We start from the raw sequence: 15,954 nt of genomic DNA, 5'->3' as shown, positions 1-15,954 counted from the left end.
GGGGGAACCCCGGCTTCCCGTAGCGCGTCTCGTCACCGGGAAGCAACCGGTGGCCGAGGGAGACACAGATGCAGCGGCGTACGTTCATAGCGGCCTCGGCGGCCACGCTCACCGCGGGAGCGGCCTCCGCCTGCACCCCGGACGACCCCCCGGCGCCCGTCTCGTCCGCTTCCTCCTCCGGCCCCGTCCGCTCCACGAACGCGAGCGCCTCCCCGGCCGTCAGCGCCGCCGCGAACCTCGACGCGCTGGCCAAGGACCTCGACGGGTCCCTGGTCCGCCCCGGCCAGTCCGCGTGGGCCGCCGCCCGCCAGCTCTACAACACCCGCTTCGACGAGCTGAAGCCGAGCGCCGTCGCGTACGTCGCCGGGCCCGATGATCTCCGTACGGCCCTCGCGTACGCCCGCGCCCGCGAGGTCAAGGTCGCGATACGCAACGGCGGGCACTCCTACGCGGGCTACTCCTCCGGCGACGGACGGCTGATCCTCGACATGTCCCGTATGAAGTCGGTCCGCGCCTCGGGCGGCGAGGCGGTCGTCGGCGCGGGCGCCAAGCTCATCGACGTCTACCGGGGCCTGGCCGCCAAGAGCGTCACCATCCCGGCGGGCTCCTGCCCCACGGTCGGCATCAGCGGCCTCACCCTCGGCGGCGGCCACGGCGTGGTCTCCCGCGCGTACGGCCTGACCTGCGACAGCCTGACCGGCGCGACCCTCGTGACGGCGGACGGCAAGGAACTGACAGCCGACGCCTCGAACGACAAGGACCTGTTCTGGGCGCTGCGCGGCGCGGGCAACGGCCAGTTCGGCGTGGTCACCGAGCTCCGCTTCAAGACGCATCCCGCGCCGCAGGGCGTCTCCGCGTACATGACGTGGCCCTGGTCGAAGGCGGCGACGGTCCTCAAGGCGTGGCAGGAGTGGGGTCCGGAGCAGCCCGACGAGATCTGGTCCTCGCTGCACGTGGCCAACGCGGCGGGCGGCCGCCCCACCATCTCCATAGCCGCCTTCTCCCTCGGCACCTACACCGAACTCCAGAACGCGGTCGACCGCCTCGCCGACGGCCCCGGCGGTCCGGGACCGGCCACCTCGGTCTCGCTCAAGCGCCGCTCGTACGAGGAGTCGATGGAGGTCTACGCCGGCTGCTCGGCCTTCTCCGACGACGAGCAGTGCCACCTGCCGGGCCCGACCCCGGGCCGCTCCGCCGCGGGCGACCTCCAGCGTGAGACGTACGCGGCCCACTCGGACTTCTTCGACCGCTCGCTGTCGGACGCCGGCGTGCGCACGCTGCTCGAGCGGCTGGAGTCGGTGTCGGCGGGCGCGGGCTCCGTCGCGCTCACCGCGCTCGGCGGCGCCGTCAACCGGGTCGACCCGACGGCCACGGCGTTCGTCCACCGCCGCTCACGGATGCTGGCCCAGTACATCGTGTCGTGGCAGGCGGGCACCTCGGGATCGGCGGCCCGGGACTGGCTGAAAAAGGCGCACACCGCGATGGGCCCGTACGCGTCCGGAGCGGCGTACCAGAACTACACGGACGCGACGCTGGCCGACTGGAAGCGCGCTTATTACGGGGCCGCGGCCGACCGCCTGACGAAGGTGAAGCGCCAGTACGACCCGACGGGCTTCTTCGCGTTCCAGCAGGCGCTGTAGGCCCCACGGACGAGGAGCTCCGGCAGGCGCGGCAACCGCTTCCCGCGCCCTTTCCCCCCGGACGGAGCAGGCGACACGCCCTCGGGTGGCCCAGACGGGCGGGCAGGGGTGCCCTGGAACCATGAACAGACCCCGAATAGTCGCCGCCACCGCCGCGACCGCCGCCGTCCTCGCCCTGGGCGCCGCCACGGCCGCCGCCCTCGAGGACGGGACACCGCACCCGGAGGCGGGCCCGCTGCTGCCGGTCTCCGCCGCCGTCGCCGCGGCCGCGGGGGCCGGTGGCCTCACCCTGATCCGCGGCGGCAAGGGGCCGACTACGCCGCCAGATCCCGCTCCTCGGCGGTCCCCGACGACCCGCGGGCCTCGGGAAGCTCCACCGCGCCCGGAGCCGTCACCACAGCCTTAGGCGCCCACACGAGCCATGCCGCGCGGGACCGGCCGATCGCCCTGGCGAGCGGCGTGAGCAGGGCGGAGGCGAGCGGCGAGAGCAGCAGCGCGACGGCGGTGCCGAGCGCGAAGCCGCCGACGACGTCGGTCGGGTAGTGCACGCCCATGAAGACCCGGCAGAACCCCTCCACCACGGCGAGCGCGAGTCCGGCGAGGCCCAGCTTGCGGTTGGCGACGAAGAGCGCGGCGCCCATGGCCATCGCGAGCGTCGCGTGGTCGCTGACGAACGAGAAGTCGTTCTTGCCGTCCACCAGGACGGTGAGCCCGTCATGGTCCTTGAACGGCCGTGGCCGCTCGACGAACGACCGGATCGGTACGTTCACCAGGACCGCGACGGCGGCGGCGAGCGGCGCCCACACCACGGCGGCGACCGAGGAGGCCGCGTCGTCGAGAGCACCGCGCTTGCGCGCGCCCCACCAGCACCACAGCACCACGAGGACGAGGCCGAGCAGGATCCCGTACTCGCCGACGAACTCCATGGCCCTGTCGAACCAGCCCGGGGTGGCGTCCGTCAGCCCGTTGATGTCGTAGAGCAGGGAGACGTCAGGGTTCGACCCGGAACTCTCGAGCGCCTCGAGTCCAGCCATGGTTCAACGGCCCCTTCGTCTTCAGCCACCCCCGTGGTCTGCTTCCGGTTCAGTAAGAGGAACGCACGTCCACCTTCCCCACGTTCCGCACTCCACCGAATGATCACGCAGACGTTATCGAAGAGAGACGCAAACCCGCAGCTCAGACCCGGGCGTTAACGGAGAGTTCAAGCCACGTCACACTTCCGGTGACGCGGTCGGCAGCGCCTCCGCGCCGGCCTCGGTGACCCGGGTCGCGCCGAAGTAGTCCGGCGTGTCGATGGGGTCGAACCGGATGACGGCACCCGACCGCGGCGCGTCGATCATGTACCCACCCCCGACATAGATGCCCACGTGCCGGATGGCGCGGCTGTTCTGCAGATCGTCCGAGAAGAACACGAGATCCCCGGGCAGCAGCTCGTCCCGCTTCGGATGCGGGCCCGCGTTGTACTGATCGTTGGCGACGCGCGGCAGCTCGATGTCGACCGCCGCGTACGCCGCCTTGGTCAGCCCGGAGCAGTCGAACCGCCCGCCCTGGTCCGCCGTCCCGTTGCCACCCCACAGGTACGGGGTCCCGAGCTTCTTCTGCGCGTAATAGATGGCTGCCGCGGCCTGCTGCGACGGCTGCACCCGCCCGACCGGCCGGGCGAAGCTCTGCTCCAGGGTCGTGATGGTCTTCACGTAGTTCTGCGTCTCGCGGTACGGCGGCACGCCCCCGTACTTGATGACCGCGTACGCGCCCGCGTTGTACGCCGCGAGCATGTTCTTGGTCGGGTCGCCGGGCGCGTCCTTCACGTAGGAGGCGAGCTTGCAATCGTACGAGGCGGCCGACGGGATCGCGTCGTCCGGGTCCCAGATGTCACGGTCCCCGTCCCCGTCCCCGTCGACGCCGTGCGCGGCCCAGGTCCCGGCGATGAACTGCGCTATGCCGTACGCCTTCGCCGGCGACGTGGCCTTCGGGTTGAAGCCGCTCTCCTGGTAGAGCTGCGCGGCGAGCAGCGCCGGGTTGATGGCGGGGCACAGATTGCCCCACTTCTGCACGAGCGACTGGTAGGCGGCGGGCACGGCGCCCTTGGCGAGCCCGACGGCCCCCTGGCCCACCCCGCTCGTCAGACTGCCCGCCGTCATGTACGTCCCCACGACGAGCAGGGTCACGAACCCGGTTCCCCCGGCGACGGCCGACCCCGCGACGATCCATGCCTTACGCACCGTCAACCGCCTCTCACCGCACGGGAGTACATCGACCCTCCAGTCTAGAGCCGCTCCGGCTCGAAGATCGGAAATTCACCACCGGGCGCCGGGCGGCGGACACCACCGGGCACCGGACAGCGGACACCACCGACCTTGATCGCCCGGCGATTGCCCGGCGTGACCAGGCGTGATACACAGAGTGACGATACGTTCCGGCGCATACCGGGGCCGCCCGCCAGGCGGCCCGGCGAGCGGCGGGGTGTACGAACTCGGCCAAACGAATGGCGGCAATGGTGCAGGCATCCGCGCCAATCTGCGCCAGAATGGGCGTGACCTCTGCGCTGCCGCGGAGGCGACAGAACTACCCACATGGGGCGGTGAGTTACATATGCTGCTGGCAGCCGAAAAAGGCGACATCACGACCATCATCGGCGGGATCGCCCCCGACTGGGGCCCGTTCGGGAGCCTGGGCAACGAGGCACGCGTAATGATCGAGGTGGTGATGGCCATCGCCATCCTGCTCTGCCTCGGCATCGCGATCTGGGGCGCGGCCAAACAACGGATCGGGGCAACGGCGCTGCGCGACACCTTCAGCGCGGAACAGGGCAAGGGGCTGATCGTCGCGGGCCTCACCGGAGTCTTCATCATCGGCTCCCTCGGCACGCTCTTCACGATCGTCTACGGCATGGCCGTCTGACCCGCCGGCCCGGCGTTTCCCGCCGCCGTCCCGCGGCGGAGAACGCACCGTCAGTTTCCGGCCGGTCCTCCCCGGTTATGCCTCTGTTCGAACCATGTCCGATACCCCGGTCCCCCGGGGTTCCCAGCCCCCACAGACCCCCACAGTCCCCCAGGCCCCCTACACCATCCGTTCCGTCGTGCCCACCGGCTGAGGTTGCGTCACCCTGATGTCGAGTCACCACTCCGCGTCCGCGCGGCAATCAGCACGGCTACCGTCGTATGCGGCGTATCCGGCGTATCCGGCGGTCCAGCACGAGGTTGAGGGGACGTGCGCGCGATGAGTCTCGACGACCGGCACAGCGACGACGTCTACGGCGGTACCGGCCAGACCCGGACCCGCTACCCCGATTCCCCCGGCCCCGACCCGCGCAGACCCGGCCGCTCCTCGTCCCGCTCGCTGATCACCGTGGTCGGCGTCGTGGTCCTGCTGATCGCGGCGATCGCGTTCGCCAACCGGGGCGACGACAGCGCCTCCGGCGGAAGCGGAAACTCCGGCTCGGCCCCGAAGTCGTCCTCGACCGCGGCGACCGGGACGAAGCCGGTGGATTCGGGGTTCGCCCATGATGAGCAGGGGGTTCAGTCGGCTGCGGCGAACTATGCGGTTCAGCTCGGCGGGGACGGCATGTTCAACGCGGACCGGCGCCACGAGATCGTGCAGCATCTGTCCGACCCCAGTGCACGTGATCGCCTCCAGGCGGGTTTCGACGCCGACTACTCGGCGTCGTTCCTCAAGTCCGTCGGCCTCGATACCGAAGGGCGCGCGCCCAGAGGCGTGACGTTCGTGAACCGCACGCTGCCCGCCGGCACCAAGGTCACCGACTACCACGACAGCCGGGCGACCGTCGACGTCTGGTGCAACGGCCTGTTCGGCCTGACCGGCGACTCCTCCAAGAACCCGGTGACGAGCAGTTGGTTCACCGTGACCTTGGAGCTCCAGTGGACCAGCGGCGACTGGAAGGTCCTCAAGACGAGCCAGAAGACCGGCCCCACGCCGGTCACCGGCGACAACCCCGTGAGCGGCTCCGATGAGATCGGCGGCGCGGTTCAGGACTTCGGAGGGTTCACGTATGCCCGATAGCCGACACCGCGTCCTCAAGTTCACCGCTGCCTTCGGCACCGTACAAACGGCGGTGCTGTTGTTCTCGGCCCGCGCCTTCGCGGCCCCCGAGGACGACCCCTGCAGCCTTATCGCGGGCCCCGCCAAGAAGTACTGCACCCGGGACGACAACGGCGGCGGATCCAGTGGAAGCACCGGCGACATGCCGCCCGGCACCAGCAACCCGCTCGACCCCCTCTCCAGCCTGGCCAAGGGCTGCGCAGACGCCGCGTCCTGGACCGTCGACCAACTCAGCGCGGCCGTCCGCGAGACGGCCGACGTGGACTTCACCAACCCCCAGTTCCGCAAGCAGTACGCCATCGTCTTCGCCGCCTCGGCCATCCTCACCCTCCTGCTGTGGCTGCTCGCCGTGGCGAAGCGTGCCGTGCGCGGCGTGCCGCTGAGCACGGCGCTCTCCGAAGCGATCGGCTTCCTGTGGCTGACGGTGCTGGCCTCGGCCTTCACCCCGCTGATCCTGTACACCGTCGTCTCCGCCACGGACGGCGTCACCGACGTCCTGTCGAAGGCGACGGGCGGCCAGACGAACACGTTCTTCGGCACGTTCTCCGACGCCCTCAAACAGGGCGACGACATCGGCGGCGGCCCGATCATGCTGATCGTCGTGTCCCTGGTGTCGATCGTCGCCGCAGGAGTGCTCTACCTCGAGCTCTACCTGCGCGCCGTCCTGCTCTACGTGGGCGCCCTGCTCGGCGTCGTCGTCTACTCGGGCCTCGTCGACAAGAACCTGTGGGGCCACGTCCGCCGCTGGGTCGGCATCATGGTCGCGATCATCCTCGTCAAACCGGTCATCGTGATCGTGCTCGGGCTCGCCGGCGCGCTCTCCAGCAGCGACGACGGGCCCTCCTCGCTGGCCGCCATCGTCTCGGGGCTCGCCATCATCCTGCTCGCCATCTTCGCCAGCGGCATGATCTACCGCTTCGTCCCGGGCTTCGGCGACGAGATGTCCAACGTACGCAAGAACCGCATCATGCAGGGCGCCGAGTCCAAGGCGGCCGCCGCCTTCACCTCGCCCGCCAGCCTCGTCTCGCAGGGCATCAAGACCCACAGCGCCCGCGCGGACAGCGGCGCGGGCGGCGGGGGCGGCGCCGGCCAGGCCCGCCCCGCCAACCCCGTCTCCGGCGGCGTCGCCGCGCACAGCACCCGCACGGCCGGCGGGGGCGGCGGATCTGTCCCCTCCGCCGCACCCGCGCCCCGTACGAGCCCCACGAACACCCCGCACGCCGGTAACCGCGGCAACGGCGGGGGCAGCAACCCCGGCTTCAACAGCAACGGCAAACCGCAAGGAGGTGCAGGGCGTTGACGACCCAGTCCCATGTGTCCCCTCCGGTCACGCCCCGCCGTACATATCTGATCGGCCGCGCCCGGCCGAACGCGATCGTCGGCAGGAACCGCGAGACCGGCGAGATCGCCCTGATCATCGGCGGGGCGTTCCTCGGCATGATGTGCGGGCTCCTCGTCCCCGTCCTCTCCTTGCGCATCGTGCTGCTCATGGGCTTCCCGCTGATCGCGATCGCCGCGGTCTACGTCCCGTACAAGCACCGCACCTTCTACAAGTGGTTCGAGATCAACCGGAGTTACAAGCGGTCCCTCAAGCGGGGCACCGCGTACCGCTCGCGCGCGATGGAGGCCGGGGTCCGGTTCGACGGGCACGAGGTCGAGATCGGGCCGCCGCCCGGGATCGGGCGCCTGACGTGGCTCGCCGCCCCGTTCGGCCCGGACGAGATCGCGGTCCTCCTCCACGCCGACCGCCGTACCGTCACCGCCGCCATCGAGATCGAGGGTCCGGGCGTCGGCCTGCGCGACTCCGAGGACCAAGAGGCGCTCGTCGACCGTTTCGGCACCCTGCTCAAGCACGTGGCGAACGGGGACGGGTTCGTCACCCGCCTCCAGATGCTCGCCCGCACCCTGCCCGCCGACCCGGACGCACACGCCAAGGACGTGGCCATGCGCGGCGACGAGCGCTCGCTCGGCTGGCTGCGGGAGTCCTACGACCAACTGCAGTCCATGGTGTCGACCAGCAGCGAACAGCACCGGGCATACCTCGTGGCCTGCATGCACTTCACCCGCGAACTGGCCGCCGAGGCCAACGCGATGGCGCGCGCCACCCGCCCCAAGGCGGGCAAGAAGATCGACCGGGACGCCGGGCTCGCCGTCGTCATGGCCCGAGAGCTGACGGACATCTGTTCGCGGCTCCAGGAGGCCGACATCCGCGTACGGCAGCCGCTCGGCCAGGGCCGGCTCGCCTCCCTCATCCACTCCATGTACGACCCGGACCACCCCATCGACCACATCCAGGCGATGACGAAGCGCAACGCCTGGCCGGCCGAGCTCGACGCCATGGAGCCGACGTATCTGCAGGCCAAGACGCGTGAGTCGTCGACGCGCGCGCCCTGGTGCCACGCCACCGCGTGGGTGAAGGAGTGGCCGATGACGCCGGTCGGCGTCAACTTCCTCGCGCCGCTGCTCGTCCACACCCCGGACGTCATCCGGACCGTCGCCGTCACGATGGACCTGGAGCCGACCGAGGTCGCCATCGAGCGGATGCTGACGGAGAAGACCAACGACGAGGCGGAGGCGTCCCGCGCCGCCAAGATGAACCGGACCGTCGACCCGCGCGACATCGCCGCCCACGGCCGCCTCGACCAGCGCGGCGAGGACCTGGCCAGCGGCGCCGCCGGCGTCAACCTCGTCGGCTACATCACCGTCTCGTCCCGCAACCCCGACGCGCTCGCCCGCGACAAGCGCACGATCCGGGCGTCCGCCGGAAAGTCGTACCTGAAGCTGGAATGGTGCGACCGGGAGCACCACCGGGCGTTTGTGAACACCCTGCCTTTCGCCACCGGCATCCGACGGTAGCCGTGACCTTCAAGGTGTCCTTCCAGGTGTCCCCCCACGTGTGCCCCATGGTCTCCCCCAAGGCAAGAAGGTAGGCGCTGCTCATGCGGGATCCGTTGTCCCTCCTCACGGATGCCTTCACGTCCTTCCTGTTCGGGAAGGTGGAGACGACCCGGCTGCCGGTGCGTACGTCGACGGGCCAGGCGCAGGCCGTCTACCTGCCGACCGCCGCGCCGGGCCTCGGCGACTCCGGCGTGATCATCGGTCGCGAGGTGTACTCCGGCAAGGGCTACATCTACGACCCCTTCCAGCTCTACGGGCAGCAGCTCCCCGCCCCGCACTGGCTGGTCCTCGGCGAGTCCGGGAACGGTAAATCGGCGCTGGAGAAGACGTACGTCCTGCGCCAGCTCCGCTTCCGCGACCGGCAGGTCGTCGTCCTCGACGCGCAGGGCGAGGACGGGGTCGGCGAATGGAACCTCATCGCGGAGGAGCTGGGGATAACTCCCATCCGCCTCGACCCGACGGCCGCCCTGGACATGGGCATCCGACTGAACCCGCTCGACCCCGCGATCACGACGACAGGCCAGCTGGCGCTGCTCCGTACGATCATCGAGGTCGCGATGGGGCACGGCCTGGACGAGCGGTCGGGCTTCGCGCTCAAGGTCGCGCACGCCTACGTCAACGAGACGATCGTCGAACGCCAGCCCGTCCTGACCGACATCGTCGAGCAGCTCCGCCACCCCGAGCCGGAGTCCGCCGAGGCGATGAACGTGGCCATAGAGGACGTACGGGCCTGGGGCCTGGACGTCGCGCTCGTCCTGGACCGCCTGGTCGACGGTGACCTGCGCGGCATGTTCGACGGCCCGACGACGGTCGGCATCGACCTGGACGCCCCGCTCATCGTCTTCGACCTCTCCCACATCGACCGGAACTCGATCGCGATGCCGATCCTGATGGCGATCGTCGGCGTCTGGCTCGAACACACGTGGATCCGCCCGGACCGCAAGAAGCGCATCTTCCTGGTGGAGGAGGCGTGGCACATCATCAACTCCCCCTTCGTCGCGCAGCTCTTCCAGCGGCTGCTGAAGTTCGGGCGCCGCCTCGGCCTGTCCTTCGTCGCGGTCGTCCACCACCTCAGCGACGTGGTCGACGGCGCGGCCGCGAAGGAGGCGGCGGCGATCCTCAAGATGGCGTCGACGAGAACGATCTACGCGCAGAAGGCGGACGAGGCGCGCGCCACCGGCCGGGTCCTCGGCCTCCCCCGCTGGGCGGTCGAGATCATCCCCACCCTCACCCCCGGTATCGCGGTCTGGGACGTCAACGGCAATGTGCAGGTGGTCAAACACCTCATCACCGAGACGGAACGACCACTGGTCTTCACCGACCGCGCGATGACGGAGTCCTCCGACCCGACGATGGGCGACGAGGCGCTGTACGCGGCCGAGCTGGAGGCTGAGGAACGGGCGGCGGCGTTCGTCGAACAACGCCTGACGGACGCCTCTTCCTCCGAGTCGACGGTGGCGTGAGACAGGTGGCCTGGTGATGGTGCGGGACGAGCGGCGCTACGGGGACGAACGCGGCCGGGGCGGTGTCCCGGACGGCCTGCTCGTCGGCCTCCTGGCGTTCCTGCTCGGGATGACGATCATGGTCTGGACGGCGACGGGCCTCGCCGGCCTCTTCACCAAGGGCGCCTGGCCCTCGAACGTCACCTTCGGCCGCACCCCCCTGGCCATGCGCTCCCTGATCGCCGAGCCGCACAACATCCCGGGCGCCTGGCCGGCCACCCCGAAAGCGGAGCTCTCCAACTACGGCCTGTTCTGGGGCCTCTTCATCGGCCAGCTGATGATCCTGGTGGTACTGGCGATCTTCGTAGCCGGAACGGTTGCCCGCTGGCGCGCGGTCCGCCGCTCGGCGAAGTACGCGAAGGGGACGACCCGGATCCAGGCCGAGCGGATCCCACCCTCGGACGATCAGATGCGCCGGGCGCAGGGCTCCGGTGAGCAGACACGGGGCGCGGCCGGGCCGGGGGCGGCGCCGGTCGGGCAGGTGCCGGGTGCCGGCGGTCCGACCCCGGACGCGGGTGCTGCCGAGCGGGTGCCAGGCTCCGACGTACCGGACGCGGGCCCGGCGGGGTGGGCACCGAGCACGGCCTACCTCGACCAGGTCCCAGGCCCTGGCACACCGCAACCGACCGGCCAGACACCGAACACGCCTTACTCCGGCCAGGCACCGGGCCCGGCCGGGCAGGCACAGAACGGGGCTTACTCCGGGCAGGCACCGGGCGCCGCTGCACAAGGCCCGGCGGGGCAGGCACCAGGCCCGGCGGGGCAGGCGCCGAACGGGGCTTACTCCGGGCAGGCACCAGGCCCGGCCGGGCAGGCACCGAACGGGGCTTACTCCGGGCAGGCGCTTGGCGCCGCCGCACAAGGCCCAGCGGGGCAGGCGCCGAACACGGCCTACCCCGGACAGGTCCCGGACTCTGCCACGCCGAGCACGGCATACCCCGGACAGGCGCCGGGCGCCGCCGCAGCAGGCCCGGCGGGGCAGGCGCCGAACACGGCCTACCCCGGGCAGGCGCCGGGCGCCGCCGCAGCAGGCCCGGCCCCCACGGCCCCCTTCGGCCAAGCGCCGAGCCTCACCCCGCCCCGCGCCGACAGCCACCACGGAGCGCAGCCCCCGGCCCACAACCCGGCCGATCCCACACGCACCGGCCAACCCGAACCGGCCCCCGGCGCCGCGCCCATCCACCCCGCCCCCTGGCCGCAGGGCCCCGCCCAAGTCGTCCCGGCCCCGCGGAGCGCACCCGGCCCCCTTCTCCTCGGCCCGCCCGCCGACCGTCACCCCCACGCCATACAGGCCATCCGCGACGCCGAGGGCCCGGCCCTCGTCATCACCTCGGCCGCGAAGGTCTGGCAGGAGACCAAGGACGCCCGGGCCAAACTGGGCCCGGTCCTCCTGTACGACCCGACGCACCGGTGCGACACCCCGGCCCGCATGCACTGGAACCCCGCGGCGGGCTGCAAGGACAGGTCCACGGCCACCACCCGCGCGGCAGCGCTCCTCGCCCCGATAAGGCCGACCGCCCGGCTGGACTCCGCCCTCGCCGAAACCGCAGAAACGCTGCTGCGCAGCTACTTGCACGCGGCGGCCGTCGACGGCAAACCGTTCCGCCACGTCCACCGCTGGGCACAGGGCAACCAGATCCAGGACGCCGTACGCATCCTGCGGACGAACCCGAAGGCGGCCGGCGGCTCCGCCGGGGAGCTGGAGGCCGCCCTCACCTCGCACCCGGAACGCCGCGACATGGCCCAGGAGCTGACGGCCCGCGCCCTCTCGGCGCTGTTCACCATCCACGTCCGCGAGTCGTGCACCCCGAACCGAACTGATGCGCTGACCCTGGATTCTTTCGTCGACGAAGGGGGCACGCTTTATGTGGTGGGTGAACCCATCGAGGACCCCAAGGCGAACCCGGGCGCGATGCCCCTGCTCACGGCGCTCGCCTCAAGCGTGGTCGAGCACGGCCGCCGGATGGCCGACAGGTCACCCGCCGGTCGGCTCGACCCACCAATGACACTCGTCCTGGACGACGTCGCGGCGGTGGCCCCCCTTCCCCAGCTGCCGGAGCTGCTGGCCGCGGGCGCGGGCCGGGGCCTGCCGACCCTGGCCCTGCTCCGCTCCCGCGAACAGGGCCGCAGCCGCTGGCCGGACGCGGAACTCCCGACGCCCTAGCCCTCTTTGGCGTAGAGCCGCAGGAACACCCGTACGCCGCTCTCGACGCGCGCCTCGACTTCCTCCCGAGCCATCGGCACGACCCCGAAGAACGTGTCGACGGTGACGGACCCGGCGGTGAGGAGCGTGAAGTACCGCGCCGCCTCGGCGGAGTTGTCCTCGTCGACGGCCAACACCCCTTGCACGCCCAGCTCCACGAACCGCACCCGCACCGCTTCCGTCACCGCCCGCGGCCCGATCCGCTGCCACTCCTCGATGAGGTCGGCGGGCAGATGCGGCCCCTCCGAGATGATCTGCCGGACGAGCAGCATGTGCGGGGCGTGCTCACTCCGCCGCCCCATCCACTCGCGCGCGAGGGCGGCGATGTCGTGCTCGATGTCCGTGACCTTGCTCAAATGCCGCTCGATGAGCGCCGCGTGCGCCGCCGTGACGCTCGCGGCGCTGTCGAGCAGCACCTCGCGGAACAGGTTCTTCTTGCCGCCGAAGTGGTTGTAGAGCGTCCGCGTGGAGACCCCGGCCTCGGCCGCGATCTCGTCGATCCCCGCACGCGTGTACCCGTCGCGCCCGAAGACCGTACGCGCACCGCGCAACAGCGCCTGCCGCTTCTCGACGGTTCCCTTGCGCGGACTCTGCCCGTCCTCCTGCTCAGCCATCACTCTCCTCAGCCCTCACACTCCGCCACCCTCCCGCTCAGCCTAGGCAACGAGACCCGGCCCCCGGGCCATCCGACCTAGGTACAACGACCGTTGCACTACTTACAACCATCGTTGTACCTTGCCGCCATGGCAACCGAACCCAAGGTCCCGGCGGCCCCCACACCCGGCGGTCACCGCCCCGCCCTCACCCTGACCGTCGTCCTGCTCGGCATGCTCACCCTGCCGATGGCCATGTCCGGCACGACGGTGGCACTGCCCCGGATCGGCGCGGACCTCGACGCGAGCGGCGCGTCCCTGCAGTGGGTCGTGGTCGGCTACTTCCTCGCCGCGTCCTCGTTCATGCTGGTGGCGGGCTCCCTCGGCGACCTCTACGGCCGCCGCCGCGTCCTCACCCTCGGCGCCGCCCTCTACACGGCAGCCACCCTCGCCTCGGCCTTCGTCCAGCACATCCTGCTCCTGGACGCGGCCCGCGCCCTCTCCGGCATCGGCGCCGCCGGCGTCATGGCGTGCGGCGGCTCGCTCCTCGCCGCGACGTTCACCGGCCCCGCCCGCACCCGCGTCTTCGCCTCCCTCGGCACCACTGCGGGCCTCGGCCTCGCCTTCGGCCCGACCTTCTCCGGCTGGCTCGTCGACGCCCTCGGCTGGCGCGCCACCTTCCTGGCCTACGTAGCTGCGGGCGCCGTCATCCTCGCCGGAACCCGCCTGATGGACGAGTACCGGGCCGAACTGCGCCCCCGCGTCGACAAAGCCGGCGCGACGACCTTCATCACCGGCCTGGCCCTGGCCCTCTTCGCCATCACGCAGGGCTCGAAGTCCGGCTGGACGGCCCTGCCCACCCTGGCCCCGGCCGCGCTGGCACTGGCCCTCCTCTACACCTTCGTACGCATCGAAAAACGCCTGGCCAAGACGGGCGCCGGCCGCCCGATCCTCGACCTGGGGCTCGCCCGCAACCCGGCGTTCCTCGGCTGGGCGGTCGGTGCGTTCGGCCTGGGAGCGGGCACCACCGGCGCCCTGACCTTCCTCCCCACCTACCTCCAGGGCGTCAACGGCTCCACGGCCCGCGCGGCAGGCCTGACGCTCCTCCTGATGACGGTGCCGGTCCTCGCCCTGCCCCCGCTCGGCGCCCGCCTGGTCAACAGAGGCGTGCCCGCCCGCCACCTCCTGGTCCTCTCGCTGCTCCTGATCGCCGCGGGCAACGCCTGGCTCACCACCCTCCACCCGGGCATCACCACCGCCGCCCTCGCCGCCCCTCTCCTCACCATCGGCACAGGTCAGGGCCTGTCCATCGGGATCATCGACGCGCAGGCCATGTCGATGACCGCCCCGTCCGAGGCCGGCATGGCCTCCGGCTTCCTCAACACGATCCGCGGCGGCACCGGCGCCGTCATGCTCACGGTCTTCGGCGCCCTCCTGCTCGCCTCGGTGGAGTCCCGGGTCGGCTCGGGGCCGCTCGCGGCGCGGGTCACATCAGGAACGGGCGGCCACACCGAGGAGTTCACGGCGGCCTGGCGCGTCGCGCTCTGGACGGTGTCGGCCCTGCTGGCAGCGCTGGCAGCCGTTACGTACGCGCTGCTCTCCCGCCCGCACCGCGCACCCACCCCCCGCACGACGGCCCCGCGCCCCCACCCCCAAACCACCAGCCACTGACCCTTTCGCACACGCACACCCGCACCCACACGCACACGTCTACGCATACGAACGACGGAGATCGACATGACGCGCCACGACATCACCGCAGCCGACCACGACCGCCCCCTCCGCGTAGCCATCGTCATCGGCTCCACCCGGGACGGCCGCCTGGCCCCGACCGTGGGCACCTGGTTCACCGACCAGGCCAGGACGTACGCCCCCGACACCCACTTCGACGTCATCGACCTGACCGACCTGCGCCTCCCCGACACCCACCCCGCCTGGGGCCACACCCCCACCCCCGAGCAGGCCGAACTCGCCGGACGTGTGGACGCCGCCGACGCCTACGTGATCGTCACCCCCGAGTACAACCACAGCTTCCCGGCCCACCTGAAGCACTTCATCGACCTCCACCGCACGGAGTGGCAGGCCAAGCCGGTCGGCTTCGTCTCCTACGGAGGTGTCGGCGGCGGCCTGCGCGCGGTCGAGCAACTGCGCCTGGTCTTCGCCGAACTGCACGCCACGACGATCCGCGACGGCGTGAGCTTCCACCGCGCGACCACGGACCACTTCGCCGAGGACGGCCCGGCCCACGCACCGCAGGGCGCAGGCGAAGCGGCGAAGGTCATGCTCGACCAGCTGGACTGGTGGGCCCAGGCCCTGCGCACGGCCCGCGCCGACCGCCCGTACAAGTAGGCGGTCCCGGCCAAAGGAACAGGCGGTCGTGGCTGTACAACTAGCCGGTCGTGGCCGGCCTGAACACCATCTCGTGATCCACCTTGGAGGGGTCGCCCGGATTCCGGACGGCCCCTCCCGTACGTACGAACCCGAACCGCTGATAGAACCGTGCGGCCCGCCCGTTGTCCTCATGGACGTGCAACCGCACCCGGGTCACGCCGTCGATCCCCAGCGCCCATTCGACCGCGGCCGAGAACAACGCCTCCGTGATGCCACTCCCCCGCGCGACGGGCCGCACGAACACCCCGACGAGCTGCGCCTGCCGCACTTCGACGACGTGCCCGAAGATGTCCTCGGCCCCGGCCTCCTCGACAAGCACGACGACGGTCCCCAGCCAGGCCCCGTCACCGCCCACCGCCACGAACTGCCGCGCGGCCTTACCGTGCGAGGCGCCCGCCGCTCGCATCTGCCAGAACACGTCGGGCCGCGCGAGCGCCTGCTCGTACGTCTCCAAGAAGGCCAGCGGAGCCGCCGGATCCTGCAGTGCGGTGAGCCGCAGCTCCTTCACGGCCGGCCATTCCTCGGGACGCACCGCACGGATCTCGAATTCCATGCGCCGCACACTACAATTGCCCCTGAACGCAGAAAAGCCCCGTGCCATATGGCACGGGGCTTTTCTCTACAATGAGTTCGGCGGCGTCCTACTCTCCCACAGGGTCCCCCCTGCA

The 15,954-nt window shown here is 71.2% G+C and carries 13 protein-coding genes; 9 read left to right on the top strand and 4 right to left on the bottom strand.

Annotation, left to right across the window (positions count from 1 at the left end):
• The first annotated feature begins 68 nt into the window (after positions 1-68).
• Positions 69-1,640 carry an FAD-binding oxidoreductase gene (locus ACH4RC_RS35515; RefSeq protein WP_398208192.1) on the top strand — a complete coding sequence of 524 codons (1,572 nt, stop codon included), beginning with the start codon at positions 69-71 and terminating at the stop codon, positions 1,638-1,640.
• 314 nt (positions 1,641-1,954) lie between these two features.
• Here the strand turns inward: ACH4RC_RS35515 and ACH4RC_RS35510 are convergent, their stop codons facing one another.
• Entirely contained in the window at positions 1,955-2,674 is a 720-nt protein-coding gene (locus tag ACH4RC_RS35510; RefSeq protein ID WP_398208190.1) for a phosphatase PAP2 family protein, read from the bottom strand.
• 177 nt (positions 2,675-2,851) lie between these two features.
• Positions 2,852-3,862, bottom strand: coding sequence for an NlpC/P60 family protein (locus ACH4RC_RS35505; RefSeq protein WP_398208395.1), 1,011 nt, complete (start codon positions 3,860-3,862; stop codon positions 2,852-2,854).
• Positions 3,863-4,232: 370 nt separating this feature from the next.
• Between ACH4RC_RS35505 and ACH4RC_RS35500 the strand changes: the two genes are divergently transcribed.
• The 6 genes from ACH4RC_RS35500 to ACH4RC_RS35475 all read left to right on the top strand — a co-directional run bounded on the left by ACH4RC_RS35500 (position 4,233) and on the right by ACH4RC_RS35475 (position 12,263).
• Positions 4,233-4,541 carry a hypothetical protein gene (locus tag ACH4RC_RS35500; protein ID WP_394432769.1) on the top strand — a complete coding sequence of 103 codons (309 nt, stop codon included), beginning with the start codon at positions 4,233-4,235 and terminating at the stop codon, positions 4,539-4,541.
• A gap of 318 nt (positions 4,542-4,859) precedes the next feature.
• A complete protein-coding gene (locus ACH4RC_RS35495; RefSeq protein ID WP_398208188.1) occupies positions 4,860-5,660 on the top strand; it encodes a hypothetical protein in 801 nt (266 codons plus the stop codon).
• Positions 5,650-6,999, top strand: a complete 1,350-nt coding sequence (locus tag ACH4RC_RS35490; protein WP_398208187.1) for a hypothetical protein — start codon at positions 5,650-5,652, stop codon at positions 6,997-6,999. The genes ACH4RC_RS35495 and ACH4RC_RS35490 overlap by 11 nt, the downstream gene beginning before the upstream one ends.
• A complete protein-coding gene (locus tag ACH4RC_RS35485; protein ID WP_398208185.1) occupies positions 6,996-8,555 on the top strand; it encodes an SCO6880 family protein in 1,560 nt (519 codons plus the stop codon). The genes ACH4RC_RS35490 and ACH4RC_RS35485 overlap by 4 nt, the downstream gene beginning before the upstream one ends.
• A gap of 83 nt (positions 8,556-8,638) precedes the next feature.
• On the top strand, positions 8,639-10,060 hold the full coding sequence (locus ACH4RC_RS35480; protein WP_398208183.1) for an ATP-binding protein: 1,422 nt from the start codon (positions 8,639-8,641) through the stop codon (positions 10,058-10,060).
• Between the two features lie 16 nt (positions 10,061-10,076).
• Complete coding sequence (locus ACH4RC_RS35475) at positions 10,077-12,263, top strand: hypothetical protein (protein WP_398208393.1); 2,187 nt, start codon at positions 10,077-10,079, stop codon at positions 12,261-12,263.
• On the opposite strand, the gene ACH4RC_RS35470 is transcribed toward ACH4RC_RS35475, so the two are convergent.
• A complete protein-coding gene (locus ACH4RC_RS35470) occupies positions 12,260-12,916 on the bottom strand; it encodes a TetR/AcrR family transcriptional regulator (protein WP_398208181.1) in 657 nt (218 codons plus the stop codon). The two genes, ACH4RC_RS35475 and ACH4RC_RS35470, sit on opposite strands and share 4 nt — an antisense overlap.
• A gap of 129 nt (positions 12,917-13,045) precedes the next feature.
• Between ACH4RC_RS35470 and ACH4RC_RS35465 the strand changes: the two genes are divergently transcribed.
• Both ACH4RC_RS35465 and ACH4RC_RS35460 read left to right on the top strand, forming a co-directional pair.
• Entirely contained in the window at positions 13,046-14,566 is a 1,521-nt protein-coding gene (locus ACH4RC_RS35465; RefSeq protein ID WP_398208179.1) for an MFS transporter, read from the top strand.
• A gap of 66 nt (positions 14,567-14,632) precedes the next feature.
• Positions 14,633-15,244: an NADPH-dependent FMN reductase gene (locus ACH4RC_RS35460; protein WP_398208177.1), complete on the top strand. Its 612-nt coding sequence runs from the start codon at positions 14,633-14,635 to the stop codon at positions 15,242-15,244.
• Between the two features lie 40 nt (positions 15,245-15,284).
• Here the strand turns inward: ACH4RC_RS35460 and ACH4RC_RS35455 are convergent, their stop codons facing one another.
• A complete protein-coding gene (locus tag ACH4RC_RS35455; RefSeq protein WP_398208175.1) occupies positions 15,285-15,839 on the bottom strand; it encodes a GNAT family N-acetyltransferase in 555 nt (184 codons plus the stop codon).
• Positions 15,840-15,954: the final 115 nt, after the last annotated feature.

The sequence above is a fragment of the Streptomyces sp. NPDC016845 genome, assembly GCF_044332585.1.
Classification (GTDB): domain Bacteria; phylum Actinomycetota; class Actinomycetes; order Streptomycetales; family Streptomycetaceae; genus Streptomyces.
Note: the sequence above shows the minus strand (reverse complement) of the source record. Positions and strands in the feature narration are given on the sequence as shown.

What these genes read in the sequence shown, in the direction of transcription:
- ACH4RC_RS35500 (WP_394432769.1), top strand. Translation starts at nt 4,233, where the DNA reads ATGCTGCTGGCAGCCGAAAAAGGCGACATCACGACCATCATCGGCGGG.
- ACH4RC_RS35470 (WP_398208181.1), bottom strand. Translation starts at nt 12,916, where the DNA reads ATGGCTGAGCAGGAGGACGGGCAGAGTCCGCGCAAGGGAACCGTCGAG.
- ACH4RC_RS35460 (WP_398208177.1), top strand. Translation starts at nt 14,633, where the DNA reads ATGACGCGCCACGACATCACCGCAGCCGACCACGACCGCCCCCTCCGC.
- ACH4RC_RS35455 (WP_398208175.1), bottom strand. Translation starts at nt 15,839, where the DNA reads ATGGAATTCGAGATCCGTGCGGTGCGTCCCGAGGAATGGCCGGCCGTG.
- ACH4RC_RS35510 (WP_398208190.1), bottom strand. Translation starts at nt 2,674, where the DNA reads ATGGCTGGACTCGAGGCGCTCGAGAGTTCCGGGTCGAACCCTGACGTC.
- ACH4RC_RS35495 (WP_398208188.1), top strand. Translation starts at nt 4,860, where the DNA reads ATGAGTCTCGACGACCGGCACAGCGACGACGTCTACGGCGGTACCGGC.
- ACH4RC_RS35475 (WP_398208393.1), top strand. Translation starts at nt 10,077, where the DNA reads ATGGTGCGGGACGAGCGGCGCTACGGGGACGAACGCGGCCGGGGCGGT.
- ACH4RC_RS35515 (WP_398208192.1), top strand. Translation starts at nt 69, where the DNA reads ATGCAGCGGCGTACGTTCATAGCGGCCTCGGCGGCCACGCTCACCGCG.
- ACH4RC_RS35465 (WP_398208179.1), top strand. Translation starts at nt 13,046, where the DNA reads ATGGCAACCGAACCCAAGGTCCCGGCGGCCCCCACACCCGGCGGTCAC.
- ACH4RC_RS35490 (WP_398208187.1), top strand. Translation starts at nt 5,650, where the DNA reads ATGCCCGATAGCCGACACCGCGTCCTCAAGTTCACCGCTGCCTTCGGC.
- ACH4RC_RS35480 (WP_398208183.1), top strand. Translation starts at nt 8,639, where the DNA reads ATGCGGGATCCGTTGTCCCTCCTCACGGATGCCTTCACGTCCTTCCTG.